This is a genomic window from Sphingomonas sp. (assembly GCF_032114135.1).
GTDB lineage: Bacteria > Pseudomonadota > Alphaproteobacteria > Sphingomonadales > Sphingomonadaceae > Sphingomonas.
Genome location: NZ_DAMCTA010000001.1, coordinates 1,814,631 through 1,840,277, shown reverse-complemented (window position 1 = coordinate 1,840,277; position 25,647 = coordinate 1,814,631). Strand labels below are relative to the sequence as shown.

General features: G+C 67.3%; 30 protein-coding genes. 24 read left to right on the top strand and 6 right to left on the bottom strand.

The window, feature by feature from the left end; all coding sequences use genetic code 11:
* The first annotated feature begins 17 nt into the window (after nt 1–17).
* From tsaB to RT655_RS08805, 12 genes are all read left to right on the top strand, one after another.
* Nucleotides 18–659: a tRNA (adenosine(37)-N6)-threonylcarbamoyltransferase complex dimerization subunit type 1 TsaB gene (tsaB, locus tag RT655_RS08860; RefSeq protein ID WP_313536193.1), complete on the top strand. Its 642-nt coding sequence runs from the start codon at nt 18–20 to the stop codon at nt 657–659.
* Nucleotides 656–1,132 (top strand): ribosomal protein S18-alanine N-acetyltransferase, encoded by a 477-nt coding sequence (rimI, locus tag RT655_RS08855; protein WP_313536192.1) that lies wholly within the window; start codon nt 656–658, stop codon nt 1,130–1,132. Before tsaB ends, rimI begins: the two co-directional genes overlap by 4 nt.
* Nucleotides 1,133–1,241: 109 nt before the next feature.
* The gene (locus RT655_RS08850; RefSeq protein ID WP_064310290.1) at nt 1,242–1,658 is read left to right on the top strand and encodes a MucR family transcriptional regulator; all 417 of its coding nucleotides are present in this window, start codon (nt 1,242–1,244) and stop codon (nt 1,656–1,658) included.
* A gap of 135 nt (nt 1,659–1,793) precedes the next feature.
* Nucleotides 1,794–2,216 (top strand): Fur family transcriptional regulator, encoded by a 423-nt coding sequence (locus tag RT655_RS08845; RefSeq protein ID WP_066724328.1) that lies wholly within the window; start codon nt 1,794–1,796, stop codon nt 2,214–2,216.
* Nucleotides 2,217–2,253: 37 nt separating this feature from the next.
* Nucleotides 2,254–3,075 (top strand): lysophospholipid acyltransferase family protein, encoded by an 822-nt coding sequence (locus RT655_RS08840; RefSeq protein ID WP_313536189.1) that lies wholly within the window; start codon nt 2,254–2,256, stop codon nt 3,073–3,075.
* A gap of 256 nt (nt 3,076–3,331) precedes the next feature.
* The gene (gene miaB / locus RT655_RS08835; RefSeq protein WP_313536188.1) at nt 3,332–4,642 is read left to right on the top strand and encodes a tRNA (N6-isopentenyl adenosine(37)-C2)-methylthiotransferase MiaB; all 1,311 of its coding nucleotides are present in this window, start codon (nt 3,332–3,334) and stop codon (nt 4,640–4,642) included.
* Between the two features lie 122 nt (nt 4,643–4,764).
* Nucleotides 4,765–6,045, top strand: a complete 1,281-nt coding sequence (locus RT655_RS08830; RefSeq protein ID WP_313536187.1) for an alginate export family protein — start codon at nt 4,765–4,767, stop codon at nt 6,043–6,045.
* Nucleotides 6,046–6,458: 413 nt separating this feature from the next.
* Nucleotides 6,459–7,463: a PhoH family protein gene (locus RT655_RS08825; protein ID WP_313536186.1), complete on the top strand. Its 1,005-nt coding sequence runs from the start codon at nt 6,459–6,461 to the stop codon at nt 7,461–7,463.
* 53 nt (nt 7,464–7,516) lie between these two features.
* Complete coding sequence (locus tag RT655_RS08820) at nt 7,517–7,768, top strand: type II toxin-antitoxin system VapB family antitoxin (protein WP_313536185.1); 252 nt, start codon at nt 7,517–7,519, stop codon at nt 7,766–7,768.
* The gene (locus tag RT655_RS08815; protein ID WP_313536183.1) at nt 7,765–8,160 is read left to right on the top strand and encodes a type II toxin-antitoxin system VapC family toxin; all 396 of its coding nucleotides are present in this window, start codon (nt 7,765–7,767) and stop codon (nt 8,158–8,160) included. The genes RT655_RS08820 and RT655_RS08815 overlap by 4 nt, the downstream gene beginning before the upstream one ends.
* Entirely contained in the window at nt 8,160–8,669 is a 510-nt protein-coding gene (gene ybeY / locus RT655_RS08810; RefSeq protein ID WP_313536181.1) for an rRNA maturation RNase YbeY, read from the top strand. Before RT655_RS08815 ends, ybeY begins: the two co-directional genes overlap by 1 nt.
* A gap of 8 nt (nt 8,670–8,677) precedes the next feature.
* Nucleotides 8,678–9,589 (top strand): hemolysin family protein, encoded by a 912-nt coding sequence (locus RT655_RS08805; RefSeq protein ID WP_313536180.1) that lies wholly within the window; start codon nt 8,678–8,680, stop codon nt 9,587–9,589.
* A 9-nt stretch (nt 9,590–9,598) separates the two neighbouring features.
* Here RT655_RS08805 and pgeF read toward each other — a convergent pair whose 3' ends face one another.
* From pgeF to lgt, 4 genes are read right to left on the bottom strand one after another with little or no spacing between them, the layout of a single operon-like run.
* A complete protein-coding gene (gene pgeF, locus RT655_RS08800) occupies nt 9,599–10,366 on the bottom strand; it encodes a peptidoglycan editing factor PgeF (RefSeq protein WP_313536178.1) in 768 nt (255 codons plus the stop codon).
* Nucleotides 10,363–10,866 (bottom strand): GNAT family N-acetyltransferase, encoded by a 504-nt coding sequence (locus tag RT655_RS08795; RefSeq protein WP_313536177.1) that lies wholly within the window; start codon nt 10,864–10,866, stop codon nt 10,363–10,365. The genes pgeF and RT655_RS08795 overlap by 4 nt, the downstream gene beginning before the upstream one ends.
* On the bottom strand, nt 10,863–11,957 hold the full coding sequence (locus tag RT655_RS08790) for an SAM-dependent methyltransferase (protein ID WP_313536176.1): 1,095 nt from the start codon (nt 11,955–11,957) through the stop codon (nt 10,863–10,865). The genes RT655_RS08795 and RT655_RS08790 overlap by 4 nt, the downstream gene beginning before the upstream one ends.
* A 10-nt stretch (nt 11,958–11,967) precedes the next feature.
* Complete coding sequence (lgt, locus tag RT655_RS08785; protein ID WP_313536175.1) at nt 11,968–12,846, bottom strand: prolipoprotein diacylglyceryl transferase; 879 nt, start codon at nt 12,844–12,846, stop codon at nt 11,968–11,970.
* Nucleotides 12,847–12,976: 130 nt separating this feature from the next.
* On the opposite strand from lgt, the gene RT655_RS08780 reads away from it, so the two are divergent.
* From RT655_RS08780 to RT655_RS08765, 4 genes are all read left to right on the top strand, one after another.
* Complete coding sequence (locus tag RT655_RS08780) at nt 12,977–15,220, top strand: molybdopterin cofactor-binding domain-containing protein (protein ID WP_313536174.1); 2,244 nt, start codon at nt 12,977–12,979, stop codon at nt 15,218–15,220.
* A complete protein-coding gene (gene hemH, locus RT655_RS08775; protein ID WP_313536173.1) occupies nt 15,217–16,224 on the top strand; it encodes a ferrochelatase in 1,008 nt (335 codons plus the stop codon). The genes RT655_RS08780 and hemH overlap by 4 nt, the downstream gene beginning before the upstream one ends.
* Before the next feature lie 33 nt (nt 16,225–16,257).
* Nucleotides 16,258–16,980 (top strand): acetoacetyl-CoA reductase, encoded by a 723-nt coding sequence (gene phbB, locus RT655_RS08770; RefSeq protein ID WP_313536172.1) that lies wholly within the window; start codon nt 16,258–16,260, stop codon nt 16,978–16,980.
* A gap of 196 nt (nt 16,981–17,176) precedes the next feature.
* Complete coding sequence (locus RT655_RS08765; protein ID WP_313536171.1) at nt 17,177–18,178, top strand: esterase-like activity of phytase family protein; 1,002 nt, start codon at nt 17,177–17,179, stop codon at nt 18,176–18,178.
* Nucleotides 18,179–18,253: 75 nt separating this feature from the next.
* On the opposite strand, the gene rpmB is transcribed toward RT655_RS08765, so the two are convergent.
* On the bottom strand, nt 18,254–18,553 hold the full coding sequence (gene rpmB / locus RT655_RS08760) for a 50S ribosomal protein L28 (RefSeq protein WP_093296900.1): 300 nt from the start codon (nt 18,551–18,553) through the stop codon (nt 18,254–18,256).
* A 147-nt stretch (nt 18,554–18,700) separates the two neighbouring features.
* On the opposite strand from rpmB, the gene RT655_RS08755 reads away from it, so the two are divergent.
* The 8 genes from RT655_RS08755 (at nt 18,701) to RT655_RS08720 (ending at nt 24,403) form a co-directional block, all read left to right on the top strand.
* Nucleotides 18,701–18,952 carry a hypothetical protein gene (locus tag RT655_RS08755; protein WP_313536169.1) on the top strand — a complete coding sequence of 84 codons (252 nt, stop codon included), beginning with the start codon at nt 18,701–18,703 and terminating at the stop codon, nt 18,950–18,952.
* A complete protein-coding gene (locus RT655_RS08750) occupies nt 18,949–19,131 on the top strand; it encodes a YqaE/Pmp3 family membrane protein (protein WP_313536168.1) in 183 nt (60 codons plus the stop codon). Before RT655_RS08755 ends, RT655_RS08750 begins: the two co-directional genes overlap by 4 nt.
* Nucleotides 19,132–19,195: 64 nt before the next feature.
* The gene (locus RT655_RS08745) at nt 19,196–19,624 is read left to right on the top strand and encodes a nucleoside deaminase (protein WP_313536167.1); all 429 of its coding nucleotides are present in this window, start codon (nt 19,196–19,198) and stop codon (nt 19,622–19,624) included.
* 69 nt (nt 19,625–19,693) lie between these two features.
* On the top strand, nt 19,694–20,995 hold the full coding sequence (locus tag RT655_RS08740; protein ID WP_313536166.1) for a hemolysin family protein: 1,302 nt from the start codon (nt 19,694–19,696) through the stop codon (nt 20,993–20,995).
* Nucleotides 20,996–21,124: 129 nt separating this feature from the next.
* Nucleotides 21,125–21,463 carry a preprotein translocase subunit YajC gene (gene yajC, locus RT655_RS08735; protein ID WP_313536164.1) on the top strand — a complete coding sequence of 113 codons (339 nt, stop codon included), beginning with the start codon at nt 21,125–21,127 and terminating at the stop codon, nt 21,461–21,463.
* Complete coding sequence (gene secD, locus RT655_RS08730) at nt 21,463–23,049, top strand: protein translocase subunit SecD (protein WP_313536163.1); 1,587 nt, start codon at nt 21,463–21,465, stop codon at nt 23,047–23,049. The genes yajC and secD overlap by 1 nt, the downstream gene beginning before the upstream one ends.
* 12 nt (nt 23,050–23,061) lie before the next feature.
* Entirely contained in the window at nt 23,062–24,030 is a 969-nt protein-coding gene (gene secF / locus RT655_RS08725; RefSeq protein WP_313536161.1) for a protein translocase subunit SecF, read from the top strand.
* A 1-nt stretch (nt 24,031) separates the two neighbouring features.
* A complete protein-coding gene (locus RT655_RS08720; RefSeq protein WP_313536160.1) occupies nt 24,032–24,403 on the top strand; it encodes an Mth938-like domain-containing protein in 372 nt (123 codons plus the stop codon).
* Here the strand turns inward: RT655_RS08720 and RT655_RS08715 are convergent.
* Nucleotides 24,388–25,602 carry a hypothetical protein gene (locus tag RT655_RS08715; protein ID WP_313536159.1) on the bottom strand — a complete coding sequence of 405 codons (1,215 nt, stop codon included), beginning with the start codon at nt 25,600–25,602 and terminating at the stop codon, nt 24,388–24,390. The two genes, RT655_RS08720 and RT655_RS08715, sit on opposite strands and share 16 nt — an antisense overlap.
* Between the last annotated feature and the right edge of the window lie 45 nt (nt 25,603–25,647).

Genomic DNA, 25,647 nt, shown 5'->3' with positions numbered 1-25,647 from the left:
TTGGCTAGCGCGGGGCGATGGCTGAAGCCCCGCGACTGCTCGTGATCGAAACCGCCACCGCCGCCTGCTCGGTGGCGTTGCTGGCGGACGACGTCGTTCTTGCCGAACGGCATGAACTGGTCGGCCGCGGCCATGCCGAGCGGCTGATCCCGATGATCGGCGAGCTGCCCGGCGGCGGTCGTGCCGATGCCATTCTGGTGGATGTCGGTCCCGGCAGCTTCACCGGGGTGCGCGTGGGCCTCGCCGCCGCGCGCGGACTCGCGATCGGCTGGGGCGTGCCGGTGCATGGCTATTCCTCGCTTGCGCTGATCGCGGCTGCCGGTTTCGCCGGCGATCCCGCGCTGGAGCAGCTCTCCGTGGTGCTCGAAGGCGGACACGGCGAAGTCTTCGTCCAGCATTTCGCGACGCCGCTGGCCGACATCGCCCCGCTCGCTTCGCTGCAGCCGGAGGCCGCGCTCGCTGCGCTCGACGGCCGCGCCGCCTTCGGCAGCGGCGTCCGCCGCCTGGCCGCATTGGCCGAGGGGCTCGACCTGCGCGAGGTGCTGCCCCGCGCCGCCGATGCGGTGCTGTTGCCGCCTGCCTTCACCACCTTGCCGCCGCGCCCGCTCTATGGGCGTGGCCCCGACGCCAAGACGCTGGCCGAACGGGGACTCGCATGACCGCCGCGCCCCAGCCGATCGAGTTGCGCGAAGGCGGGGTGCACGACCTGGTCTCGGTCAACCGCATCATGCAGGCCGCCTTCGATCCCGAATTCGGCGAAGCCTGGACGCAGTCACAATGCGTGGGAATGATGGCGCTTTCGGGCGTTTGGCTCGTTGTCGCCAATATCGGCGGTCGCGACGTCGGCTTTGCGATGGCACGCGCGATGCTCGACGAAGCCGAACTGTTGTTGCTGGCGACCAGTCCCGGGGCGCGGGGACTTGGCGTGGGCGGAGCGTTGTTGCGTGCGGTGATTGCTGAGTCGCGCAATCGCGGCGCGACCAAGGTCCATCTTGAAGTCCGCGCGGGCAATGGAGCGATCCACCTCTATCACCGCGAGGGCTTCGAGAAGATCGGTGAACGACGCGGCTATTATCGCGGTACTAGTGGTCTAACGCTCGATGCTCTCACTTTGGCACGTTCGCTTGCATAAAAATTATAACCATTGCGACGCGATCTCTTGCCAATCATCAAGCTTCGCACGATAGGACGCTTCAGGCGACATCCAGAATAGTCGCCGTGAACGGGTCGAAAGGAATACCATGGAAGCTTCCTCTGAAATTCAGGAAACCCTGATCGCACTGACCGCCGATATTGTCGCTGCGCATGTCAGCAACAACAGCGTCGCCGTGTCGGACCTGCCGCAGCTGATCCAGAACGTGCATGGCGCGCTCACCGGTCTCGGCACCGTGCAGCCGGAGCCGGAAGTGAAGCAGGAGCCGGCCGTTTCGGTGCGCGCTTCGGTCAAGCCCGACTATATCGTCTGCCTCGAGGACGGTAAGAAGCTGAAGATGCTCAAGCGTCACCTGATGACTCACTATCAGATGACTCCGGAACAGTATCGCGCCAAGTGGAACCTGCCGGCCGACTATCCGATGGTCGCCCCGAACTATGCCGAGCAGCGCCGCAGCCTGGCGAAGAAAATCGGCCTCGGCACCAAGCGTCGCAAGACCCGCTGAGCGCACGTCCTCTCGGACAAGCCTTGAAGCGCCGGCCCGGACCCCGTCCGCGGCCGGCGTTTTCGCATCGACTCGATCAGTATGAGCGAGCGGCTTGCCCTTTTCCCGTGACGCCAATGGCGCTACAGCGGTGTCATGGTTCGCAAGATTGATCTCGAAGCGCTCTGCCACGAAAAAGGGCTGCGCATCACCGAACAGCGCAAGGTGATCGCGCGCGTGCTTTCCGATGCCGACGACCATCCTGATGTGGAAAAGGTCTATGAACGCGCTGCCGCGATCGATCCCGGCATCTCCATCGCCACCGTCTATCGCACCGTCCGGCTGTTCGAAGAGGCAGGCATCCTCGATCGCCACGATTTCGGCGACGGTCGCGCCCGCTACGAGCCGGCGCCCGAGGCACACCACGATCACCTGATCGATGTCGAGAGCGGCAAGGTGATCGAGTTCGTCGACCCCGAGCTGGAGCTGCTGCAGAAGCAGATCGCCGAACGCCTCGGCTTCCGCCTCGTCGACCACCGCATGGAACTCTACGGGGTTGCGCTCGAACGCAAGAACTGAGCGCGCCCGGCGCCGCCGCGAGGACGCGACCCAAGGAGTGCCGACCCGGCTGACCGGGGCGGAGCTCGCGCGCGTCTGGTTGCGTATCGCGCGGCTCGGGCTGGCGCTGCTGGTGCACGTGCCGCTCCATTATCTGTTCCGCCTGGTGCGGCTGCCCTCGCCCTGGCCCCGGCTGTTTCTGGCGAGCGCGGCGCGGATCGCGGGCGCGCGGGTCAAGCGCGTCGGCACGCCGCTCAAGCGGGACGTGTTCTACGTCTCCAACCATCTCAGCTGGATCGACATCCTTGCGTTGGGCGGGGCGAGCGGCACGGCGTTCGTCGCCAAGGCGGAGATCGGCGCCTCGCCGCTGGTCGGCTGGCTCGCGAGCCTCAACCGCACGGTTTATGTAAAGCGCGAGAACCGTATGGGTGTTGCCGAGCAGATCAACCAGCTGCGCGAGGCGTTGGCCGAGACCTGGGCGGTCACCATCTTCCCCGAGGGCACGACCACCGACGGCAAGTCGCTGCTGCCGTTCAAGACGCCGATGCTGCGCGTGCTGGAGCCGCCGCCGCCGGGCGTGATGGTGCAACCGGTGATGCTCGAATACGGTACCGCGGCCGAGGACATCGCCTGGATCGGGCAGGAGCGGGGCCTCAACAACGCCAAGCGCGTGCTGGCGCGCAAGCAGCGCTTCCGGTTGCGGGTACATTTCCTCGAACCCTTCGATCCGCGCGACTTCCCCGGCCGCAAGGCGATCGCGGCGGAGAGCCGGCGGCGGATCGAGGAAGCGCTGGTGCGCACGCTCGGGCATCCGCTGCGGCCGTTCCGCTTCGCCGAGGATCCGATCGGGTACAAGGCGCAGGCGCAAGGGCAGGGCTGAACGCGCCACCTGCGTTCCCCTTCCGCTTGCGGGAGGGGCTAGAGGAGGGGCTAGAGGAGGGGCTGAAACGGATCAGCGCGTCTTCCACGTCGGCCCCTCCCCCGACCCAGCTTCAGGTAAACGATGCCCCGCATCGTTTAGGTCAGGCCGGGGGCCTGACCGACCTGAAACTCGCAAGCGGAAGGGGAGCGCGTTCTTCCAGGGAGGACTACAGGCCTGTTTTCTGCCGTGATTTCCGCGTATAGGCGCGCCGATCATGACCACCCCCAAGACCTATCACGTCAAGTCGTACGGCTGCCAGATGAACGTCTATGACGGCGAGCGCATGGGCGAGCTGATGGCCGCCCAGGGCCTCGTCGCCGCCGATGCGGACAAAGCCGACCTCGTCGTCCTCAACACCTGCCATATCCGCGAGAAGGCGACCGAGAAGGTCTATTCGGAGATCGGCCGGCTCAAGCTGCGCGAGGCCGGCAAGCCGATGATCGCGGTCGCCGGCTGCGTCGCCCAGGCGGAGGGCGAGGAAATTGCCCGCCGCGCCAAGGTGGACGTGGTGGTGGGGCCCCAGGCCTATCACAATCTGCCGGATCTGGTAGACAAGGCCGCCAGGGGCGAGCTTGGTCTCGATACCGACATGCCGCTGGCCAGCAAGTTCGGCAAGCTGCCCACCCGTCGCAAGGTCGGCGCGAGCGCGTTCCTCACCGTGCAGGAAGGCTGCGACAAATTTTGCACCTATTGCGTGGTGCCCTATACCCGTGGCGCCGAAGTGAGCCGGCCGTACGGCGCGATCGTCGACGAGGCCAAGGCGCTGGTCGATGCCGGCGCGCGCGAGATCACGCTGCTCGGCCAGAACGTCAACGCCTGGAGCGATGACGATGGCCGCGGCCTGCACGACCTGATCGTGGCCCTCGACCGGATCGAGGGGCTCGCGCGGATCCGCTATACCACCAGCCATCCCAACGACATGGCCGAGGGGCTGATCGAGGCGCACGCGCATGTGGGCAAGCTGATGCCGTTCCTGCATCTGCCGGTGCAGGCGGGCAGCGATCGCATCCTCAAGGCGATGAACCGCAGCCACACGCGCGATTCCTATCTCCGCATTATCGAGCGCGTCCGCGCCGCGCGGCCGGACATCGCGCTGTCGGGCGACTTCATCGTCGCCTTTCCCGGCGAGACCGAGGCCGAGTTCGAGGAGACGCTGCAGCTGGTCGACGCCGTCGGCTATGCTCAGTGCTTCAGCTTCAAATATTCGCCGCGCCCGGGCACGCCGGCGGCCGATTGGGTCGACCAATATGTGCCGGACGCGGTGGCCGACGAACGGCTGCAGCGGCTGCAGGCGGCGCTTGCCCGCCATTCCCAGGCTTTCAACGAGGCCAGTGTGGGCAAACACTGCGCCGTGCTGATCGAGCGGGTGGGGCGTCGCCCCGGCCAGATGATCGGCAAGTCGCCCTGGCTGCAGTCGGTCCATCTGGAGACATCGGCCAGGATCGGCGACCTGATCGAGGTCGAGCTGGTCAGCGCCGGCCCGAACTCGCTTGCCGGGCGCGAGCTGGTCGCCGTTTCGGCGTGACCCGCCGCCCGGATTCGGCGTAGGGGCACCGCGTCGGATCCGGGGGGACTAGAATGTTCAGGTGCATCAGGTCGTTCGCGGCGCTCGCATGCGGGGTGGCAGGTGCCGCCCACGCACAGGGAGTGTTGCCGCCCCCCGCCGAGGGGCTGAGCTTCGCTGCCAGCGAGCGCGTCCGCTACGAGGCGATCTACGGGCAGGCGCGCGCCGGCTTCAACGAGAGCGACCAGCTCGTCAATTTCCGCACAACCTTGCTCGCGCGCTACCAGCATGGGCCGGTAAGCGTGGTCGGCGAGCTGTGGGACAGCCGGGTCTATAACGGCAACCACGGCTCGCCGGTGACGACGGGCGAGGTCAACACGCTCGAGCCGGTGCAGGCCTATGTGCAGCTCGATTTCGGTGCGGCGCTCGGGCGCGGATCGAAGATGAAGCTGCAGGCGGGGCGGTTCATGCTTAATCTGGGCTCGCGGCGGCTGGTCGCGGCCGATGATTATCGCAACACGACCAACGGCTATACCGGCGTGCGCGCGGACTGGAGCGCGGGGCGCTGGGCGGCGACGGCGATCTACACCATGCCGCAGCGCCGGCGGCCCGACGATCTCGATGCGCTGCTGTCGAACGAGCCGGCGATCGATCGCGAGGGCGCGGCGCTGGTGCTGTGGGGCGGGCTGATCAGCCGCGCGCGGACGATCGGCCCGGCGCTGGTCGAGACGAGTTACTTCCACCTCGGCGAGCACGACACGCCCGGGCGCCCGACTCGGGATCGCTCGCTCGACACCGCGAGCATCCGCATCGCGCGCGATCCGGCGCCGGCGTCGCTCGACTATGAAGTCGAGGCGATTGGGCAGACGGGCTCGCAGTCGGTCAGCCTGGTGGCGGGTGCTGCGCGCCAGTCGGTACGCGCCTGGTTCGTCCATGGGAGAGTCGGCTATAGCTGGAAGGGCGATTGGAAGCCGCGGCTGATGGCCGAGTTCGACTATGCGAGCGGCGATGCTCCGGGCGGGCGCTATGGCCGGTTCGACACGCTGTTCGGCATGCGTCGCGCCGATCTGGCGCCGGCGGGGCTCTACAACGCGATCGCGCGCAGCAACGTCGTCGCGCCTTCGCTTCAGGCCGAGGCCGCTCCGAACGCGCGAACCGACCTGATGCTGAGCTATCGGCCGATGTGGCTCGCCGCGCGGACCGACAGCTTCTCCAGCGCCGGGGTACGCGATCCGGGCGGTCGGGCGGGGGACTTTGCCGGGCACCAGCTCGACGGGCGTGTGCGCTACCGGCTGAGCAAGGCGGTGCGGCTGGAGGCCGATGCGGTGCTGCTCGCCAAGGGGCGCTTCCTGCGCGACGCGCCCAACGCGCCGCCGGGGCGCTGGACCAAATATGGGTCGCTCAACCTGATGGTGAGCCTGTAGCCCGATCCGGCACGGGGGCGCCGATCGCGGCCAGGCTCATGCGAGCGCCGAGCCGGCGTACAGGAGGAGCGTGCAGGCAAGCGCGCCCCGAAGCAGATACTTCATCGCGGGATTCCGATTGTTACGATTGGGTGACGGTGCAGGTAATGAGCATTGCCACCGCTTCCAAGTGCATGCGATCTCCCGGCGTTCCCGTTTCGGTACGCGGTGCCGGGCGCTGTCCCACCCCGGCGTGTCGCGCCCGCGTCACATCCGGGGCACATCGAGGCCCGGTACGATCCCCCCTGTGCAGGCACGTTTGCGTCTGCCATCTTGTCTGTCGACATGCGCCAAGGAACCTCCGCTCGATGCCAAGGTTTGCCCCTTCGGGGCCGCGTGATCCCCGCGCCCCGCGCCAACACCGAAAGGACCGCATGAGCCGCAAGCCTGTCCCAGCCCAGTCCGGCGAACGATCCCGGGTAGAGGTCACCTTCGACAAGCCCCAGCTCCTGCCGCAGCTCTTCGGAGAGTTCGATTCCAACCTGCTGATGCTCGAGGAGCGGCTGGGCGTGTACATCCACGCGCGTGGCCAGCGGGTGGTGATCGAAGGCGGCACCGAAGCCGTGGCCCATGCGCGTGAAGTGCTACAGGAATTGCACAGCCGCGTGATCCGCGGCGAGGAAGTGGATGGCGGGTTGATCGATGCGGTGATCGCGATGTCGAGCGAGCCGATGTTCACCGGCATCGTCCGCGCGGAATCGACAAGCACCGCGCCCAAGCCTTCGATCATGATCCGAACGCGCAAGAAGACGATCGTGCCGCGTTCGGTGACGCAGACGCATTACATGCGCGAGCTCGCCTCGAACGACCTGATCTTCGCGCTCGGGCCGGCGGGTACCGGCAAGACCTATCTCGCGGTGGCGCAAGCGGTGGCGCAGCTGATCACCGGCAGTGTCCAGCGGCTGATCCTGTCGCGACCTGCGGTGGAAGCCGGCGAGCGACTGGGCTTTCTGCCGGGTGACATGAAGGAGAAGGTCGATCCCTATCTCCGCCCGATCTACGATGCGCTCTACGACTGCCTCCCCGCCGAGCAGGTGGAGCGGCGCATCGCCTCCGGCGAAATCGAGATCGCGCCGATTGCGTTCATGCGCGGTCGTACGCTGGCCGACGCGTTCGTCATCCTCGACGAAGCGCAGAACACCACGCCGATGCAGATGAAGATGTTTCTTACCCGCTTCGGTGCGAACAGCCGAATGGTGATCTGCGGCGATCCCAAGCAAACCGATCTGCCCGGCGGCCCCAACGCGTCGGGGCTGAACGACGCGGTCGATCGGCTGGAGGGTGTGGAGGGCATCTCGATGGTGCGCTTCGGCGTGGGCGACGTGGTGCGCCACCCGATCGTCGGGCGCATCGTTGCGGCCTATGAGGGCGAAGGTTGAAGGCTGGGATATCCCGTCCTACATTCGGGATATCCCTTTCGGAGGCGCGCGGCGTGGCATCGCTCTATATCAAGGATCCGGACACCGCGGCGCTCGCCGCCGAGGTCGCGGCCGCGCTCGGCACCACCAAGACGGAAGCGGTGCGCGACAGCCTGTTGCGGCGCAAGGCCGAGCTGCAGGCCAAGGGTCGGGCGCAGGACGTGCTCCGCAAGCTCGACGCACATCGCCGTGCCCATCCGCTGCCGCCGCCCACCGGGCTGCCTGCCGACAAGGCCTTTTTTGACGAGCTGTGGGGCGAGTCTTGACGCTATTCGTCGACGCATCGGCGATGGTTGCGATCATCGCCGAAGAACCCGAGCGCGATCGGCTGGTGGTCGAGGCGGTCGAGGGCGCGCCGGCGCTCTGGTCCGCGATGGCGGCCTGGGAAACCGTCGCCGCGCTGTCGCGTTCGCGCGAAATGGATATCGCCGCGGCACGCCAGGAAGCAGCGCTCTACGCCGATCAGCTCGGGCTGACGCTGGTGCCGATCGGCGCGCGCGAGTTGGAACTGGCGCTCGATGCCTATCAGCAATTCGGCAAGGGCCGTCACCCCGCCGGACTCAACATGGGCGATTGCTTCGCCTATGCGTGCGCCAAATCCCATGATGCGCGTCTGCTCTACAAGGGCGACGATTTCTCCAAGACGGACCTCGCCTGATGCTTGACGTTGCCGCCCTCCCCGAATCGCCCTGGCCGCAAGGCGCGTGGGAAGCGCTCGCCTTGCGCGCGGCTGAAGCAGCGATCGCGCAGACGCCCTATGCCGATTGGAAGGGCTCGCCGAGCGCGATCGAAGTTGCGGTGCGCTTCACCAGTGACGACGAAGTCCATACCCTCAATCGCCAGTATCGGCAGAAGGACAAGCCGACCAACGTGCTGTCCTTCCCGATGATCCAGCCCGACCTGCTCGATGCGGTCACCCAGAACAGCGATGATGGCGAAGTATTGCTGGGCGATATCGTGCTTGCACACGGCGTCTGTTCGATGGAAGCGGAAGCGCGCGGCGTGTCCGTGGACGATCACGCCACGCATCTGATTGTCCACGGCATGCTGCATCTGCTAGGCTATGATCATATCGAGGATGGCGAGGCGGAAGCCATGGAGGCGATGGAACAGGCCGCCATGGCGGCGCTGAACCTGCACGATCCCTATCCCGTACGCGAGGACTGACCACCAACATGAACGAGGGCCCTAGTACCGGCTCGCCCGAACCCCGACACGAAAATGGCGGCATCTGGCGCAGTCTGCGCGCACTCCTGTTCGGCGAGGAACAGGAAGAGACGCTGCGCGGCAGGCTGGAAGAGGCCATCGACGAGCATGAGAGCGACGGCGGCACGCCGCCGGCCGGCGACTTGGCCCCGATCGAGCGCCAGATGCTCAAGAACCTGCTGCATTTCGGCGAGCGCGACGCCGGCGACGTGGGCGTGCCCCGCGCCGACATCATCGCCGTCGAGGCGCAGACCAGCTTCGCCGATCTCGTCCAGCTCTTCGCCGAGGCGGGGCATAGCCGCCTGCCGGTGTATCGCGAGGAGCTCGATACGATCATCGGCATGGTCCATATCAAGGACGTGTTCGAGATTCTCGCCAAGGGCGAGGCGCATCCGCCGAGCATCGCCGGGCTGATCCGCCAGCCGCTCTACGTGCCGCAATCGATGGGCGCGCTCGATCTGCTCGCGCAGATGCGGGTGAAGCGGACCCACCTCGCAATCGTGCTGGATGAATATTCGGGCACCGAGGGGCTGATCACGATCGAGGATCTGATCGAGGAAATCGTCGGCGAGATCGAGGACGAGCATGATGAGACCCCCGCCGCGCTGATCGTACCGATCGACGGCGGCGGCTGGGAAGCCGACGCCCGTGCCGAGCTGGAAGATGTGGCGGAAATGGTCGATCCGCGGCTGGCCGAGGTGGAAGAGGATGTCGACACGATCGGCGGCCTCGCCTTCGTGCTCGCCGGGCACGTACCCGAAGTCGGCGAGTGCCTGGAGCACGACAGCGGCTGGAGACTCGAAGTCATCGATGCCGACGAACGCAAGGTGAACCGCCTGCGGCTGCATCCCCCCGAGGTGCGGGTGGAAGACGCGGCCTAAACGCCGCGTCTAGTCCGCGAGCCCGATCAGGCTGATCTGCCGGCCGTAATCAGGTTCGCCGCGATGCGTCGCGCGGCGGAAGCTGAAAAAGCGGGCCTCGTTGGCATAGGTGTCCAGCCCCAGCGCCTCGATCGTCCGCAGTCCGGCCAGCGCCAGCCGGTGGACGACATAGGCCTCCAGGTCGAACTGAAAATGCTCGGGGCGGCCATCGGCGAAAAAGCGTTCGTTGGCCGCATCCTGCGCGCAGAAGCGCTGGAAGAAGCTGGCATCGACCTCGTAGCTGGCGCGGGCGATGCAGGGCCCGATCGCGGCGGCGATCCGCTCTCGGCGGGCGCCCAGCGCTTCCATCGCGGCGATCGTCGAATCGGTGACGCCGCCGATCGCGCCCTTCCACCCGGCATGCGCGGCAGCGACAACGCCAGCCTCCCGATCGGCGAACAGCACCGGCGCGCAGTCGGCGGTGAGGATACCGAGCACCAGCCCGGGCTGGTTGGTGACAAGGGCGTCGGCCTTTGGGCGCAGCGCCTCGTCGAACGGGGCGATCACCGTCACCGCATCGGCCGAATGGACCTGGTAGACGGTGACCAGCCGCGCACCCGGCAGTACCGCCTCGACCACGCGAGCGCGGTTCGCCGCAATCGCCGCGGGATCGTCTTGTGAGCCGGTGCCTACGTTCAGCCCGGCCACCACGCCGGTCGATACGCCGCCGACGCGGCCGAGAAAGCCGTGCGGCACGCCGTCCAGCGCGCGGGCGTGGGTGACCTCGACGTCGCTCATAACGCCAGCCGCATCAGCCGATCCTCATCGGCATGGTTGCCCACCATGAAGGCATAGGGTCCGCGATCCTCGAAGCCGTAGCGCTGGTAGAAGCGCTTGGCGCGGTGGTTGTCGATATAGACGGAAAGCCAGAGCTCGGCCGCATCGCGCGCGCGGGCCGTTGCGAGCGCCCAATCCATCAACGCCTGCGCCGCGCCGCTGCCCTTGGCGCGATCGAGCAGATAGAGCTGGCGGAGTTCGATCGCCGGGCCTTGCGGTTTGGCGGGCAGGCTGATCGGTCCGAGCTTGCAATAGCCCGCGATGCCCGCCGCATCCTCGACCACCCGGAAGGCGAAGGCGGGATCGGCGATCTCCTCCGCCCAACCCGCAACGGTGAACTTGTCGAGGAAGGTTGCGAGGTCCGCCGGCGCATAGAGATGCGCGAAGGTCGCCTGGAAGCTTTCCCGGAACAGCGCGTCGATCGCGGCGGCATCGGCGGGGGTGGCGTCGCGATAGATCATGCAAAACCCGCCGGGACCGGCCAGCCCGGTGCGGTAATTGCTAGCACCTTGAACAGCGATCCCATCTGGTCGTCGCTGACCAGCCGGTTGCGATCGGCCGCGATCGCATCGCCGCGTTCGGGCGCCGCGCGGGCAAGCGCCCGGGCGCGCTCGTCGATGCCGAGCGCCTTGAGGAAGTCGCCCTGCGTCACCGGCCCATGGACGGTCAGCCCCTCGGCCTCGGCGGCTTCCTTGAGCGTGCCGAAATCGACATGCGCCGTCAGGTCGGCTTCGCCCGGCGCGTCGAACGGATTGGCAAAGGCATGGCCGCGCACCGCCTGCAGCGTGTCGCCGATCGCCGGGCCTTCATAGCCATAGTCGACGATCAGCGCCGCGCCGCCTTGTTCGAGTAGCCGCTGTGCGAGCGCGCGGAGCAGCGAGACGCTGGCGGGCGAGGTCTCCAGGATCGATCCGGGTGCGGCATCGCGCAGCGCCTGCGGGATCACTGGATCGAAGCCGCGATCGCCGGTCACCGGCAGAAACAGCGTGTCCTGGCAGGCGACCAGCCGCTCGCGCCAGCCTTGTGCGGTATGGACCAGTTGGCGGATCGGCAGCGCGTCGAAGAACTCGTTGGCGACGACCAGCAGCGGCGCATCCTCGGGCAGCCCGACAAGATCGAGATGCCATTCGGCATGCGGCACGCGTTCCTTTTGCGCCGCGCGCAGGACGGGGCTGGTCTCGAGGAAATCGACCGGCGGCGCGAACCCTGCCTTGCCCATCGCCCGCAGCGCGTCGCTCGCGAGCGTACCGCGACCGGGGCCGAACTCGACATAGCGGGCGATCTCGGGCCGACCGGCGCGGTCCCACAGATCGGCCAGCCAAAGCCCGATCAGCTCGCCAAACATCTGGCTGATCTCGGGCGCTGTGGTGAAGTCGCCGCGCGCGCCCAGCGGGTCGCGGGTCGCGTAATAATGCGCGTTGGCCGCCCCCATGAACTGCGAGAGCGGGATCGGGCCGGCGAGCGTGATCGCCCGCGCCAGCCGCTCGGGCAACGCAGCTTCGGCGGCGTTGTCGCGGCGTTCGTCGGGCTGGGCGTCGAGCGGGTTGGTCATCGCGGCGACCTCAGGCGACGCTCGGCCCGGTGATCGCCTCGATCCGCTTGCGGCGGCCCGGCGCGGTGGCGATCAGGAACAGCCCGCCCGCGATCATCGGGAGGCAGAGCCACTGGCCCATGTGCAGCCCGGTGAGATCGACGAGCCAGACCAGCTGGCGATCGGGCTCGCGGAAGAACTCGACGAAGAAGCGGCACATGCCGTAGCCGAGGAGGAAGATGCCGGCGAGCTTGCCCGGCTGGGAACGCGCATCGGTGCGCCAGAAGAAGAACCACAGCACCGCGAACAGAAGCAGCCCTTCCAGCCCCGCCTCGTAGAGCTGGCTCGGGTGCCGCGCCGGCTCGGGGATACCCGCCGGCACGGTGCCGCGGAAGACGATCGCCCAGGGCACGTCGCCGGGCTTGCCCCACAGCTCGCCGTTGACGAAATTGGCGAGGCGGCCGAAGAACAGGCCGAAGGGTGCGCAGCACACCACATAATCGTGCACGCGCAACCAGTTGAGCTTGTTCTGCCAGGAGAGGTAGACAATCGCGAGCGAGGTGCCGATCACCCCGCCATGGAAGCTCATGCCGCCTTCCCACAGCATCAGGATCTGCAGCGGGTTCTGCAGCATCTCCGGGGCATAGAACAGCACATAGCCGATCCGGCCGCCCAGGATGATGCCCAGCGTGGCGTAGAACACGAGGTCATCGGCATGGCGCCGGGCCATCGGCGCGCCGGGCCGGGCGAGCAGCTTCATCAGATAGACCCAGCCGAGCAGGATGCCGGTGATATAGGCCAGCGAATACCATTTGATCTGGAAGAACCCCAGATTGATCGCCACCGGATCGAGGTGGAGATCGGTGAAATGCAGATGTCCGCCGGCAGCGGCAAGCAGGGTGGGCAGCACGGTAATCCCCGGCGTGAGAAACGACTTCGCCCCGCGATAGAGCCAAAACGCCGCAAACCCAAGGGGGAGCGATCAGGCTGATCGAAAGCCCATGCTGGCGTGGGCGCGCGGCGCGCGATAGAGCCGGGAGATGGCTGGCAAACCTCCACCCCGCATCAGGCTCGATCGGCGCAGATTGTTGGTTGGTGGCGGCGCGGGACTGGGCTTGGTGGTAGCCTGGGGATTGTGGCCGCGCAGCTATGCGCCCAACCTCAGCGCGGGTCCGGGCGAAAGCCTGTTCGGTGCCTGGCTGAAGATCGGCAAGGACGGGCAGGTGCGCGTCGCGGTGCCGCAGGCGGAGATGGGGCAGGGCGTCTATACCGCGCTTCCGCAGATCCTCGCCGACGAACTGGGTGCGGACTGGAAGCTGGTCGGTGTCGAGCCCGCACCGCTTAACCCGCTCTACGCCAATCCGCTGGCGGCGCAGACGCTGTTCGCCGCCGCGCTGGGCGGCCTGCCCGAAAAGGTGCAGCGCAGCCATGCCGCGCGCGCCGACCTGATGCTTACCGCCGCCTCCACTTCGGTGCGCGCCTTCGAGGACGATCTGCGCCAGGCGGGTGCCGCGGCGCGGGTGCTGCTGTGCAAGGCGGCGGCGCGGCGCTGGGGTGTCGACTGGCAGGCCTGCGGCACCGCCGGCAGCACGGTGATCCACGGCAACCAGCGACTGGGGTTCGGCGAACTTGCCGAGGCGGCGGCGCAGGAAAAGGTGCCGGCGCAGCCTCCCTTGCGCGGCGGCGAGGCCGGGCGGCTGCTTGGCCAGCCGCTGCCGCGGCTCGATGCGCCGGCCAAGCTTGATGGTAGCGCCAACTTCGCCGCCGATGTGCGGCTGCCCAACATGGTCTTCGCCGCGATCCGCCAGGGGCCGGTGGGCGAGACCGAACTGGTGCACGTCGATCGCGCGGCGGCGAACCGCGTGCGCGGCATGCTCTCGATCATCACCACCAAGCAGTGGGTGGCGACGGTTGCGAGCAACTGGTGGGCGGCCGAACGCGCGCTCCAAGCGCTGCGTCCGCGCTTCCGCAACCCGGCCCTGGTGATCAACGACGACAGCATCGATGCCGCGCTCGATGCGGCGCTGGACGGCGAGGGGGCGAGAATCGAGGCGAAGGGCGATCTTGCCGCCGAGTTCCGCGGCGCGCGGGTGGTGACGGCGGACTATCGCGTCGGCCTCGCCCCCCACGCGCCGCTGGAGCCGATGACCTGCACCGCGGACTATGCGCATGGCCGCTTGTCGCTGTGGCTGCCGACCCAGGCGCCGGGCCTCGCGCGGGCGGCTGCGGCCAAGGCGCTGGGCTTGGATCCGGCGCGGGTGACGGTGCATGCGATGCTCGGCGGCGGATCGTTCGGCGAGAAGCTGGAAGTGGACGCGGCGGCGCAGGCGGCACTGATTTCCCACGCCGTGCAGCGCCCGGTGCAGCTGACCTGGCCGCGCGACGAGGATTTGCGGCGCGATCGCTTCCGCCCGGCCGCCGCTGCGCGGCTCACCGCCAAGCTGGGCCAGGGCGGCACCGTCTCCGCTTGGCTCGCCAAGATCGCCGCGCCCTCGACCGGCCGCGAGCTGGCGGCGCGGCTGCTCGCCGGCGATACCGTCACGGCCGCAGGACTGGCGCTGCCGGGCAAGGAAGACCCCTCTGCGGTGGAGGGCGCGGCGCCTGCCTATGCGATCCCGAACCTCGCGGTGGACCACCATCCGGCCGAGATCGGCGTGCCGACCGGCTATTGGCGCTCGGGCGCGCACAGCTACACCTGCTTCTTCGCCGAAAGCTTCGTCGACGAGCTCGCGCATGTCGCCAATCGCGATCCGCTGTCCTTCCGCATGGCGATGCTCGGCAACCAGCCGCGGCTCGCCCGCTGCCTGCAGACCGCGGCGCAGCTCGGCGGTTGGCAGGGGGGCGAGCCGGGAAGCGGGCAGGGCATTGCCGCGCATGCGTTCCGTGGCTCCTACATCGCGGTGATGGCCGAGGCGCATCTGACGCCGCAGCGCGAAATCGTCGTCGAGCGGCTGGTCGCGGCAGTCGATTGCGGGCGGGTGGTGAACCCCGACTTGGTCCGCCAGCAGATCGAGGGCGGGCTGTTGTTCGGCCTCGCTGCCGCGCTGGGGGCGCCGACCACGTTCAGCGAGAACATCGCCGACGTGCAGACCCTTGCGGATCTTGATCTCCCGACGCTGGCCAACACGCCCGACATCACGGTCGAAATCCTGCCCAGCGGATCGGACCCAGGCGGGGTGAGCGAACTCGCCGTGCCGCCGACCGCGCCTGCCATCGCGAACGCGTTACAAACCGCCACCGGCACGCGCTTTCGGCGCCTGCCCTTGCTATCGGATGCCGAATGACCCTGCCTGCCGACCATCCGAAGATCCCGCCCGCCCGTGTGGGCGTGCTGCTGGTCAATCTCGGCACGCCCGACGCGCCCGATGCGGGCGCGGTGAAACGCTATCTGGGCGAGTTTCTGTCTGACCGGCGCGTGGTCGAGATCCCGCCGCTGCTCTGGCAGCCGATCCTGCGTGGCATCATCCTGCGGACGCGGCCGAAGAAGTCGGCGCACGCCTATGGCCAGGTGTGGCGCGAGGACGGCTCGCCACTCGCCGCGATTACCAAGGCGCAGGCGCGCGGGCTGGAGGGCGCGTTCGGCCCCGGCGTGACCGTCCTGCACGCGATGCGCTACGGCAAGCCTTCGGTGGGGGAGCAGATCGCCGCGCTCAAGGCGCAGGGCTGCGAGCGCATCCTGGTCGCACCGCTCTATCCGCAATATTGCGCGGCGACGACGGCGACCGCCAACGACGTCGCCTTCGCCGCATTGATGGCGATGCGCTGGCAGCCGGCGCTGCGCACGCTGCCGCCTTATTATGACGATCCGGCCTATATCGCGGCGCTCAAGACCAGCGTCGAGGAGGGGCTCGCGAGGCTCGACTTCGTGCCCGACGCGATCATCGCCAGTTTCCACGGCATGCCGCAGCGGACGCTCGAGCTAGGTGATCCCTATCACTGCCATTGCCGCAAGACCGGGCGGCTGCTCGGCGAGGCGCTGGACCGCGAGCTGATCGTCACCTTCCAGTCGCGGTTCGGCCGGGCCAAATGGCTGGAGCCGGCGACCGACACGACGCTGGAAGCATTGCCCGCCAAGGGCATTCGCCGCGTCGCGATTGTTGCACCAGGTTTCTCCGCGGACTGCCTGGAAACGCTGGAGGAGCTGGCGATCCGTGGCCGCGAATCCTTCCTCCAGTCCGGCGGCAGCGATTTCGCATATTTGCCTTGTCTCAATGACGGCGCCACGGGCATGGAGTTGTTGCGACAGATCATCGGGCGCGAACTTGCCGGCTGGGTGAACCCCGCCTAGCCAATTCTTGGGTTTGATTGGAGAGGAATGCACATGGCACGTGTAGCGGTCGTCACTGGCGGCACCCGCGGTATCGGCGAGGCGATCAGCCTCGCGCTCAATGAGGCCGGCATCACCGTCGCCGCCAACTATGCCGGCAATGACGAGAAGGCGGCCGCCTTCACCGAACGCACCGGGATCAAGGCGTACAAGTGGGATGTGGGCGATTTCGACGCCTGCGCCGCGGGCGTGGCGAAGGTCGAAGCCGAGCTGGGCCCGGTCGACATCGTCGTCAACAATGCCGGCATCACCCGCGACGGCACCATCCTCAAAATGACCCGCGACATGTGGGAAGACGTGATCCGCATCAATCTGGGCGGCTGCTTCAACATGGCGCACGCGGTGTTCCCGGGCATGCGCACGCGCAAATGGGGCCGCATCGTCAACATCGGCTCAATCAACGGCCAAGCCGGCCAATATGGCCAGGTCAACTATGCCGCCGCCAAGTCCGGCATCCATGGCTTCACCAAGGCGCTGGCGCAGGAAGGCGCGCGATTCGGGGTAACGGTCAACGCGATCGCGCCGGGCTATATCGATACCGACATGGTCGCGGCGGTGCCGGCGGACGTGCTGGAGAAGATCGTCGCCAAAATCCCGGTCGGCCGGCTGGGCCAGGCGCACGAGATCGCGCGTGCGGTCGCGTTTCTCTGCGCGGAAGAGGGCGGCTTCGTCACCGGATCGACGCTGTCGATCAACGGCGGCCAGCACATGTACTGAACGAACAAGGGGGCCGGCGCCTTGCGGTGCCGACCCCCAACGTCTCTCGATACGCTACGCGAGAGCAACTGTACGCGTACAACCCGTTCTGGTTAGAGCGGTTCCCTTGAGCGAACGCTGAACGACTTGGTTATTTCCCGTTCATCTTCGCACCTGCAGCACTGGCGGGTTGCGCGCCAGCCGCTAAGAGGAGCCGATGCGCTTCCGGCTCCGTTTTCTCGCTTATCCGCCGCTGGCGCTGTCGATCCTGTTCCTCACGGCGTCCGGCAAGGAATTGCGGATGCCGCTGGGCGACCTTCCGGTGGTGGATGCGACACCCGTGCCGCTGGTGCCTGGCGATCCCGCACGTCGAGTGAACGGCCGCCTCCGGTATCTGGGCGGTGTGCGGCTCACCAGCCCGGACCTCGCTTTCTCGGGCTATTCCGCGCTCAGCGTGGACGGCGATCGCTTCACCTTGCTGAGCGACCGCGGTAATCTCGTTCGCTTCCGAATGCGTGGCGACTGGCGACCCACCGATGTGCGATTCGCCGATCTGCCCGGTGGTCCGGGCGTCAGCGCCTATAAGGGCGACCGTGATTCGGAATCGCTCGCGCATGATCCGGCGACCGGAGAATTCTGGGTCGGCTTCGAAGCGCATAATGCGATTTTCCGATTCGATCCGGTTTTTCGAAGGACCCAGGGCGTTGCCTTCCCCGATGCCATGAAGCGGTGGCCGCTGAATGGCGGCCCCGAATCAATGGTACGGCTCGCCGACGGTCGATTCCTGGTGATCGGTGAAACGGCACGGCCGCGCGGCGGTCCCGTCGCGCAGCGCGAGATGCTGTTGTTCCCGGGTGACCCGACGGCGAGCGGCCGAGCACCGATCCATCTCGCCTATGTCCCGCCCGCCGGCTATGATCCCAGCGACGCCGCGCTGCTGCCCGACGGGCGGCTGCTGGTGCTGGTGCGGCGATTCGCGGTGCGGACGCTCTTCACCGTGAAGATCGAACTGGTCGATATCCGCGGCGCAAAGGCGGGCGAGGTGCTACGCGGTACCGAGATCGCGGACTTTTCCCCGCCTTTCCAGCACGACAATTTCGAGGGACTGGCGGTGCAGCGCGAGGGCGAATCGCTCGTGCTGTGGATGATCTCGGACGACAATGAGCAATGGTGGCAGCAAACGCTGCTGCTCAAGTTCCGACTGGAACTTCCGGGATAGGGTGCCGGGCACCAGACACGGAAAAACCCGCCACTGCTGTGCAGTAGCGGGCCAAACCGTTGATCTGTAAGGAGATCAGGCCGCTTCGGCGGTGCCGGCGGTCGCCTTGCGCACTTCGCGCTTCAGGCGACGGGCGCGGAGCGACAGATCGTCGTCGCTGCTCTTGAGGAGCCAGTTGTCCAGGCCGCCGACATGCTCGACCGAGCGCAGGCCGTGCGTCGAGACGCGGAGACGGATGCTCTTGCCGAGCGAATCCGAAATCAGCGTCACGTTCTGCAGGTTGGGCAGAAAGGTGCGCTTGGTCTTGTTGTTGGCGTGGGAAACATTGTGTCCCACCTGCCGGCCCTTGCCGGTCAGCTCGCAAATGCGCGACATCGCTTCAAATCCTGAGTTGGGCGGTAAGCCGGAAAGGCCGCGCTGTTAGCGTCGATGCGCGTTGCAGTCAACCGATTCACGGCGGAATGCGCGCAACCTGCTCGCCGCAGGGGCGTTGGGCAGGTGAAACGATAAGAGGAGATTGGGATGCGCGCAATCCTGGGGTTGCTGGGAATTCTGGTACTGGTCGCCGTCGTGCTGATCGCGCTGGGCTTTCTCAATGTTGACGTCCGCGGCGGCAAGCTGCCGACGGTCGCAGCCGAGACGGGCAAGGTGTCCGTCGGCGAATCGAACAGCACGGTGCGCGTGCCCACCGTCGAGATGAAGGACAAGCAGGTGAAGCTGCCGACCATCGACGTACAGAAGGCGCCCGAAGCGACGCCGGCGCCGGCGAAGTGACGCAGGCGCCCGGCCGAGTCGTGGCGGCGGCATTGTTGCCGCCGCTAGGGGTCTATCTGGAAGAGGGCGCCAACCGTCCTTTCCAGATAGCCTGTGGCCTGACGATGCTCGGGTTCCTGCCGGGGGCCGGATACGCGTTGTGGCGGCTCTTCCGCCACCGGGAACCACTCGCAGCCTGAGCGGGGCGTGACCGGGCAGAGCATCGCGGCTAAGCCAGGCGCGATGTTTCCCTTACCTCCTCCGATGCGTGCGGCGCTTGCCGCCGCCCAGGCTGCGGCCGATCGCGACGAGGTGCCGGTGGGAGCGGTGGTTGTATTGCGCGGCGAGGTCATCGCCACGGGTGCAAATGCCCCGCGCGCGCTTCGCGACCCCACCGCCCATGCCGAGATGCTGGCGATTCGCGCGGCCGCCAAGGCACTGGGCCGCGATCGTCTGGAGGATTGCGACCTGTGGGTTACGCTGGAGCCTTGCGCGATGTGCGCCGGTGCCATCGCCCATGCCCGAATCGCCCGGCTCTATTACGGTGCGAGCGACCCCAAGGGCGGTGCGGTCGAACATGGGCCCCGGCTGTTCGGCCAACCGACCTGTCACCATCGCCCGGAGGTCTATGCCGGGATCGGCGAGGCCGAGGCCGGCGCGGTGCTGCGCGACTTTTTCCGCCGTCGCCGCTGAGCTGATTTCGCTTTCGCACTGCAAAAGGTTGTGAACCGCCCGCCGCTGCGGATATGAGGACGGTGCACCATGAGCGCACCTTTTCCCTGGATCGACGTAGCGATCATCTTCGTGTTGATCGCGATCAACGGCATTTTCTCGATGTCGGAGCTGGCGATCGTCTCCGCGCGCCCGGCGCGGCTGGAGGCGCTGGCCCGGCTCGGCAATCGCGGCGCCAAGACCGCGATCGAGCTCGCCGAGGATCCCGGCAAGTTTCTCTCGACCGTGCAAATCGGCATCACCTTGATCGGTATCGTCTCGGGTGCATATTCCGGCGCCAGCCTGGGCGAGCCGGTAGCACAGCGCATCGAGTCGCTCGGCATCTCGGCCGGGCTTGCCCATACGCTCGGGATCACGCTGGTCATCGGGCTCACCACCTATGGCTCGCTGGTGATCGGCGAGCTGGTGCCCAAACAGTTCGCGCTGCGCTCGCCCGAGCCGATCGCAGCGGCGGTCGCGTTGCCGATGCGCTGGCTTTCCTGGGGCACCGCGCCGATCGTCTGGCTGCTCGATTCGTCGAGCGGGCTGGTCTTCCGGCTGCTCAGGCTAAAGCGCGAATCGGAAAACCGCGTCACCGCCGAGGAGCTGCACCTGATCGTGGCAGAGGCGAGCAAGTCCGGTGTGATCGAGGAGCATGAGCGCTCGATCATTTCGGGTGTGGTCCGCCTCGCCGATCGGCCGGTGCGGGAAGTGATGACGCCGCGGACCCAGGTCGACTGGCTCGACGTAGACCTGGATGGCGCCGGTATCCGCGAGGAACTTCTTGCGACGCCGCATACCCGTCTCCCGGTGGCGGAAGGCTCGATCGACGCGGTGATCGGTGTCGTCCAGGCGCGCGACATCGCCGCCGCGCTGTTTCGCGGCGAGCCGCTCGATCTGCGCAAGCTGATGCGCAAGGCCCCCGTGCTGCCCGATCAGGTCGACGCGATGGACGCGCTCACCGCGCTCCGCCAGGCGGACGTGCCGATGGGGCTGGTGCACGATGAATATGGCCATTTCGAAGGCATCGTCACGCCCGCCAACCTGCTTGCGGCGATCGCCGGCGAGTTCGCCTCGGACGCCGAGCCCGGCGACAATCCCAATATCGTCGTGCGCGAGGACGGCTCGCTGCTCGTCGCGGGCGCGACGCCGGCAGACCAGCTGGCCGAGCGGCTCGGCATCGATTTGCCCGAGGATCGCGATTACGCAACCGTCGCGGGCCTTGCGCTTGCGGTGTTCAAGCACCTGCCGGTCGAGGGCGAGGTATTCGAGCAGCAGGGCTGGCGCTTCGAGATCGTCGATCTCGACGGCCGCAAGATCGACAAGCTGCTGGTGAGCCGCGAGGCGAGCTGACGAGCGCGCCATCCACGGATGGAAATGAGCGGTCGGTCCTTACGGTTGCGCCCCACCCCAGCGCATGGTAGCGCCCGCGGCTTGAATGGGGCCATTCCGCGTCCCTAACTTCAGGCTTTTCGGGAACCCATGTTCGCCACTCCAGCATATGCACAGGCCGCAGGCGCGGCTGGTCAGGGTAGCACTCTGGCCGGGATCGCGTCGGTAGCGCCGCTCGTCCTGATCTTCGTCGTCTTCTACTTCCTGATGATCCGTCCGCAGCAAAAGCGGATGAAGACGCTGCAGAACGCGGTGAATTCGGTGAAGAAGAACGACACCGTGATCACCGCCGGCGGCCTGATCGGCAAGGTCACCCGCGTCGACGAGACCGAGGTCGAGATCGAGCTCGGTCCCAACGTGAAGGTCCGCGCAATCAAGTCGACGCTCGCCGAAGTGCGCCCGTTCGGCGCCAAGCCTGCGAACGACTGATGCTGGATTTCCCGCGCTGGAAGGTCTGGTCGATCACCCTCGGCCTTGCCCTGATGGTCCTGCTCGCGGTGCCGAGCCTGGTGCCGGAGAGCATCCGCAACACCTGGCCAAGCTGGATGCCCAAGCCCGCGATCAACCTCGGCCTCGATCTCGCCGGCGGCTCGTATTTGCTCCTCGAGGGCGATACCAGCGACGTGCAGCAGACCAAGCTCGAGCAGATGCGCGAGCAGGTCCGCCTGGCGATGCGCCGTGATCCGCGCGTGGACATCGGCGACATCTCGATCCAGGGCGGCAAGCTCAGCTTCATGGTCCGCGATCCCGGCAAGGTGGATGCGGCGCGCGAGAAGCTGCTGCCGATGACCAACGGCGTCGGCACCACCGGCCAGCGCGACTGGGAAATCTCGGTCGTCGATTCGACCCGTTTCGTGCTGACCCCCACCCAGGCGGGTCTGGCGCAGCAGGTCGAAACCGCGATGAACGACGCGCGCGAAGTGGTCGACAAGCGCATCAATGCGCTCGGCACCCGCGAGCCGACCGTCATCCGCGAGGGCAGCAACCGCATCGTCGTGCAGGTGCCCGGTCTGCAGGATCCCAGCCAGCTCAAGGCGCTGCTCGGCAAGACCGCCAAGCTTGAGTTCAAGCTGGTCGACACCAGCGTGACGCCGCAGCAGGTCGCGTCGAACGACATCCCCGTCACCTCGCAGCTGCTCCAGTACGAGAATGGCGCACCGATCGTGGTCAACCGCACCGCGATGATCACCGGCGACATGCTGGTCGATGCCAAGCAGAGCTACGACCAGCAGGGCCGCCCCGACGTGACGCTCCAGCTGGACGGCGCGGGCGCCAAGCGCTTCGGCCGCGTTACCCAGGAAAATACCGGCAAGCCCTTCGCGATCATCGTCGACAACAAGGTGATCTCGGCCCCGAACATCAACGAGCCGATCCTCGGCGGCAGCGCCTCGATCTCGGGCGGCTTCACCGTGGAGAGTGCCAACCAGCTCGCCATCGCGCTGCGCTCGGGCAAGCTGCCGATCAATCTGAAGGTCGTGCAGGAATCGACCGTCAGCCCCGAGCTTGGCGCCGATTCGATCCGCGCCGGCGTCACTGCCTCGATCATCGCGATCGTCGCCGTGGTGGTGTTCATGGTGCTTACCTATGGCCGCTTTGGCATCTATGCGAACATCGCGGTGATCATCAACGTGCTGGTGATCCTGGCGCTGATGGGTCTGATCAGCGCGACGCTGACGCTCCCCGGCATCGCCGGCTTCGTGCTGACCATCGGTACCGCGGTCGACGCCAACGTGCTGATCAACGAGCGTATCCGCGAGGAGCGGCGCCGCGGCCGCAGCGTGATGCAGGCGGTCGAGCTCGGCTACAAGGAAGCCAGCCGCACCATCTTTGAGGCCAACGTCACCCACGCGATCGCGGGCCTTATCATGCTGGTCCTCGGCTCCGGCCCGATCCGCGGGTTCGCGGTGGTGCTGCTGTTCGGCATCGCCAGCTCCGTCTTCACCGCCGTGGTGTTCACGCGCATGCTCGTCACGCTCTGGCTGCGCCGCAAGCGCCCGAGCGAGATCCATATTTAAGGAAGCGCCGACATGCGGCTCCTCAAGATCGTTCCCGACAACACCAATATCGGCTTCGTCCGCATCCGGTTCATCGCGTTCGCGATCACCGCGCTGCTGACGGTCGCCGCGATCGGTCTGGTCGCGGTGCACGGCCTCAACTTCGGCGTCGACTTCGTCGGCGGTGTGTCGATCGAAGAGAAGTTCACGACGGTGCCCCCCACCGATGAACTGCGCTCGACGATCAGTGCGCTGGGTTATGGCGAAGCCACCATCCAGGGTACGGGCAAGAACAATGTGACCATTCGCCTGCCCGTGCCGCGCTCCAGTGATCCCGCCGCGACCAATACGATGGTTGAGCAGGTCAAGAGCGCAGTGAAGGCGAGGTTCCCGGGGGCGAGCTTCTCCACCTACTCCACCGTGTCAGGGAAGGTGTCGAACGAGCTGATCCGCAACGGCGTGCTCGCCGTGCTGCTCGCCATCATCGGCATCGCGATCTTCTCGTGGCTGCGCTACGAATGGCAGTTCGGCGTTTCGACCGCGGTCGCCATCCTGCACGACGTGCTGATGACGCTGGGCTTCTTCGCGGTGACCGGCATGGTGTTCGACCTGAACATCGTCGCCGCGGTGCTGACGATCATCGGCTACTCGATCAACGACAAGATGGTGATCGACGACCGCATCCGCGAAAACATGCGCAAGTACCGCAAGATGGGGATGAGCGAGCTGATCGACCTCTCGGTCAACGAGACGTTGCCGCGTACCGTGATGACCTCGCTCACCATCCTCATCGCGCTCGCCTCGCTGCTGGTCTTCGGCGGCGAAGTGCTGCGCGGCTTCACCGCGGCGATGATGCTCGGCATCGTGGTTGGTACCTATTCGTCGATCTATGTCTCGTCGTCGCTGCTGATCACCCTCGGGCTCAAGCCCGGCGTGAAGCCCGAAAAGAGCGAGTCGATCGCGACCAACGCCGAGCGCGTGGCGCCGCGCGAGCGGCCGTAACGTGAAGATCGAGCGGCGCAGCGCCGAAGGGCCGCTGATCTCCGGCTTTTCTGCTGGCGGCTTCCGGGTCGACGAGAATGTCTATCACGGGCTGATCATCACCCCGCAGCGTGCCGATGGCTGGTCGCCGCCGGCCGTGGCGGAACTGACCGAGGCGGATCTCGAAGCTGCCTTCGCGCTGGATCCGCTGCCCGAGTTTCTCCTGCTCGGCACCGGCACCACGCTGGTGCGGCCGCCGCTCGGCCTGGTGAAGGCGATGGAGAAGCGCGGCATCGGCATCGAGGCGATGGACAGCCGTGCGGCAGCGCGCGCCTGGGGCGTGCTGCGCGCCGAGCTCCGCTGGGTCGCGGGCGCGCTTTACCCGCTCGCCTGAGCGGGCTCGGCGAACAGCGCCGGCAGCGTTCGCTGCAGCCGCGCCAGTGCGGCGTCCCAGCGATCGGGATCGAACGGCCGGGCAAGGCGGGCGAGCAGGTCGTCCTCGGGCGCCAGCGGATCAAAGGCGTCGTTCAGCAGATATTGGGCGAACCATAGCCGCGCCGTCTGCGGATCGGGGCGCCGCGCGGTGCCGGCGGCGACGTCGGCGACGAACGGCTCCAGCGCCGCATAGGCGCCCAGCCACGCGCCGGTGTCGAAGCGCGACTCGCGGTGCATCGGCACACCGAAAAAGGCTGCCAGCGCAAAGGTCTTGGAGTCGCCGACCAGCATGCCGTCGGCGTGGCGGGCCATCGCCAGCGTTGCGGGGTGCATGCCGATCCGCGGCGGCAGCAGCACGACATTGTCGCAGTCCGCCACCGCTTCGATCAGCGACGCGGCATCGACATGTGCGTCGTTGAGCGGATGGTTGGTCACCGCCAGCGTGCAGCGGCCGCCCAACTGGGCGGAGAGCGCGCGGACCAGCGCGGCATTGGGCTTGGTGCCCAGCCGGTGCATCGCGAAGAAATTATCCTCGGTCTCGCATTCGAGCGGGAGCAGCAGGAGCGGGCGATCCTTGCGAATGCCCAGCCGGGCGAACAGTGCGGCGCGCTCGTCCGGCGCGGGTGCCAGGGTGCACTGGAGTCGGTCCCATGCAGGCGCGAGCATCGTCCGCAGCTGGTCGCGCTCGGCCGGGGACATCTCTGCGAGCAGGCCATGATCGTGCGGGCGCTCGGCGAGCAGGATCCAGCGCGGCGGCGGCGCGAAGGGCTCCAGCCGTCCTTCCATCAGCAGTCGTACGGTACCCGGAAAGTGGCGCGGGGTTTCGTGATCCGCGGTGCGGCACAGCACCACGTCGGGGGCGAGATCGCGGACGAAGCCGATCAGCCCCTCGGCATCCTCGGGCTTGGTGCGGGTGCTGGGATGGTCGGGGCCGTCCATGATGTACCAGCGCACGTCCGGCAGATCGGCGCAGCGAGCCAGTTCCTCCGCCCCGATGCCGGTGCCGCGCCACGGCGCCGGCGCGAGCACATGGACCTCATGCGCCGCGGCCAGCCGCCGGAGCATCGGCTCGACGATGTGGGCGAACCACCAGTTGGTCACCATCGGCAAATAGAAGAGGATCCGCTGGCGCTGCTCGGGGTGCGGGAGGGGCGGCAAGGGAACTCCGTCGACGAAGGGACCTGCCTTGCTTATAGGCCCGCA

Bases quoted from the DNA above. Each gene is read 5' to 3' on its own strand.
- RT655_RS08805 (WP_313536180.1), top strand. From the start codon at position 8,678: ATGAACGAGGGCCCTAGTACCGGCTCGCCCGAACCCCGACACGAAAAT.
- rimI (WP_313536192.1), top strand. From the start codon at position 656: ATGACCGCCGCGCCCCAGCCGATCGAGTTGCGCGAAGGCGGGGTGCAC.
- phbB (WP_313536172.1), top strand. From the start codon at position 16,258: ATGGCACGTGTAGCGGTCGTCACTGGCGGCACCCGCGGTATCGGCGAG.
- RT655_RS08765 (WP_313536171.1), top strand. From the start codon at position 17,177: ATGCGCTTCCGGCTCCGTTTTCTCGCTTATCCGCCGCTGGCGCTGTCG.
- RT655_RS08850 (WP_064310290.1), top strand. From the start codon at position 1,242: ATGGAAGCTTCCTCTGAAATTCAGGAAACCCTGATCGCACTGACCGCC.
- RT655_RS08825 (WP_313536186.1), top strand. From the start codon at position 6,459: ATGAGCCGCAAGCCTGTCCCAGCCCAGTCCGGCGAACGATCCCGGGTA.
- RT655_RS08755 (WP_313536169.1), top strand. From the start codon at position 18,701: ATGCGCGCAATCCTGGGGTTGCTGGGAATTCTGGTACTGGTCGCCGTC.
- RT655_RS08745 (WP_313536167.1), top strand. From the start codon at position 19,196: ATGCGTGCGGCGCTTGCCGCCGCCCAGGCTGCGGCCGATCGCGACGAG.
- tsaB (WP_313536193.1), top strand. From the start codon at position 18: ATGGCTGAAGCCCCGCGACTGCTCGTGATCGAAACCGCCACCGCCGCC.
- RT655_RS08780 (WP_313536174.1), top strand. From the start codon at position 12,977: ATGGCTGGCAAACCTCCACCCCGCATCAGGCTCGATCGGCGCAGATTG.
- ybeY (WP_313536181.1), top strand. From the start codon at position 8,160: ATGCTTGACGTTGCCGCCCTCCCCGAATCGCCCTGGCCGCAAGGCGCG.
- RT655_RS08845 (WP_066724328.1), top strand. From the start codon at position 1,794: ATGGTTCGCAAGATTGATCTCGAAGCGCTCTGCCACGAAAAAGGGCTG.
- RT655_RS08795 (WP_313536177.1), bottom strand. From the start codon at position 10,866: ATGATCTATCGCGACGCCACCCCCGCCGATGCCGCCGCGATCGACGCG.
- yajC (WP_313536164.1), top strand. From the start codon at position 21,125: ATGTTCGCCACTCCAGCATATGCACAGGCCGCAGGCGCGGCTGGTCAG.
- RT655_RS08790 (WP_313536176.1), bottom strand. From the start codon at position 11,957: ATGACCAACCCGCTCGACGCCCAGCCCGACGAACGCCGCGACAACGCC.
- RT655_RS08740 (WP_313536166.1), top strand. From the start codon at position 19,694: ATGAGCGCACCTTTTCCCTGGATCGACGTAGCGATCATCTTCGTGTTG.
- hemH (WP_313536173.1), top strand. From the start codon at position 15,217: ATGACCCTGCCTGCCGACCATCCGAAGATCCCGCCCGCCCGTGTGGGC.
- pgeF (WP_313536178.1), bottom strand. From the start codon at position 10,366: ATGAGCGACGTCGAGGTCACCCACGCCCGCGCGCTGGACGGCGTGCCG.
- secD (WP_313536163.1), top strand. From the start codon at position 21,463: ATGCTGGATTTCCCGCGCTGGAAGGTCTGGTCGATCACCCTCGGCCTT.
- miaB (WP_313536188.1), top strand. From the start codon at position 3,332: ATGACCACCCCCAAGACCTATCACGTCAAGTCGTACGGCTGCCAGATG.
- secF (WP_313536161.1), top strand. From the start codon at position 23,062: ATGCGGCTCCTCAAGATCGTTCCCGACAACACCAATATCGGCTTCGTC.
- rpmB (WP_093296900.1), bottom strand. From the start codon at position 18,553: ATGTCGCGCATTTGCGAGCTGACCGGCAAGGGCCGGCAGGTGGGACAC.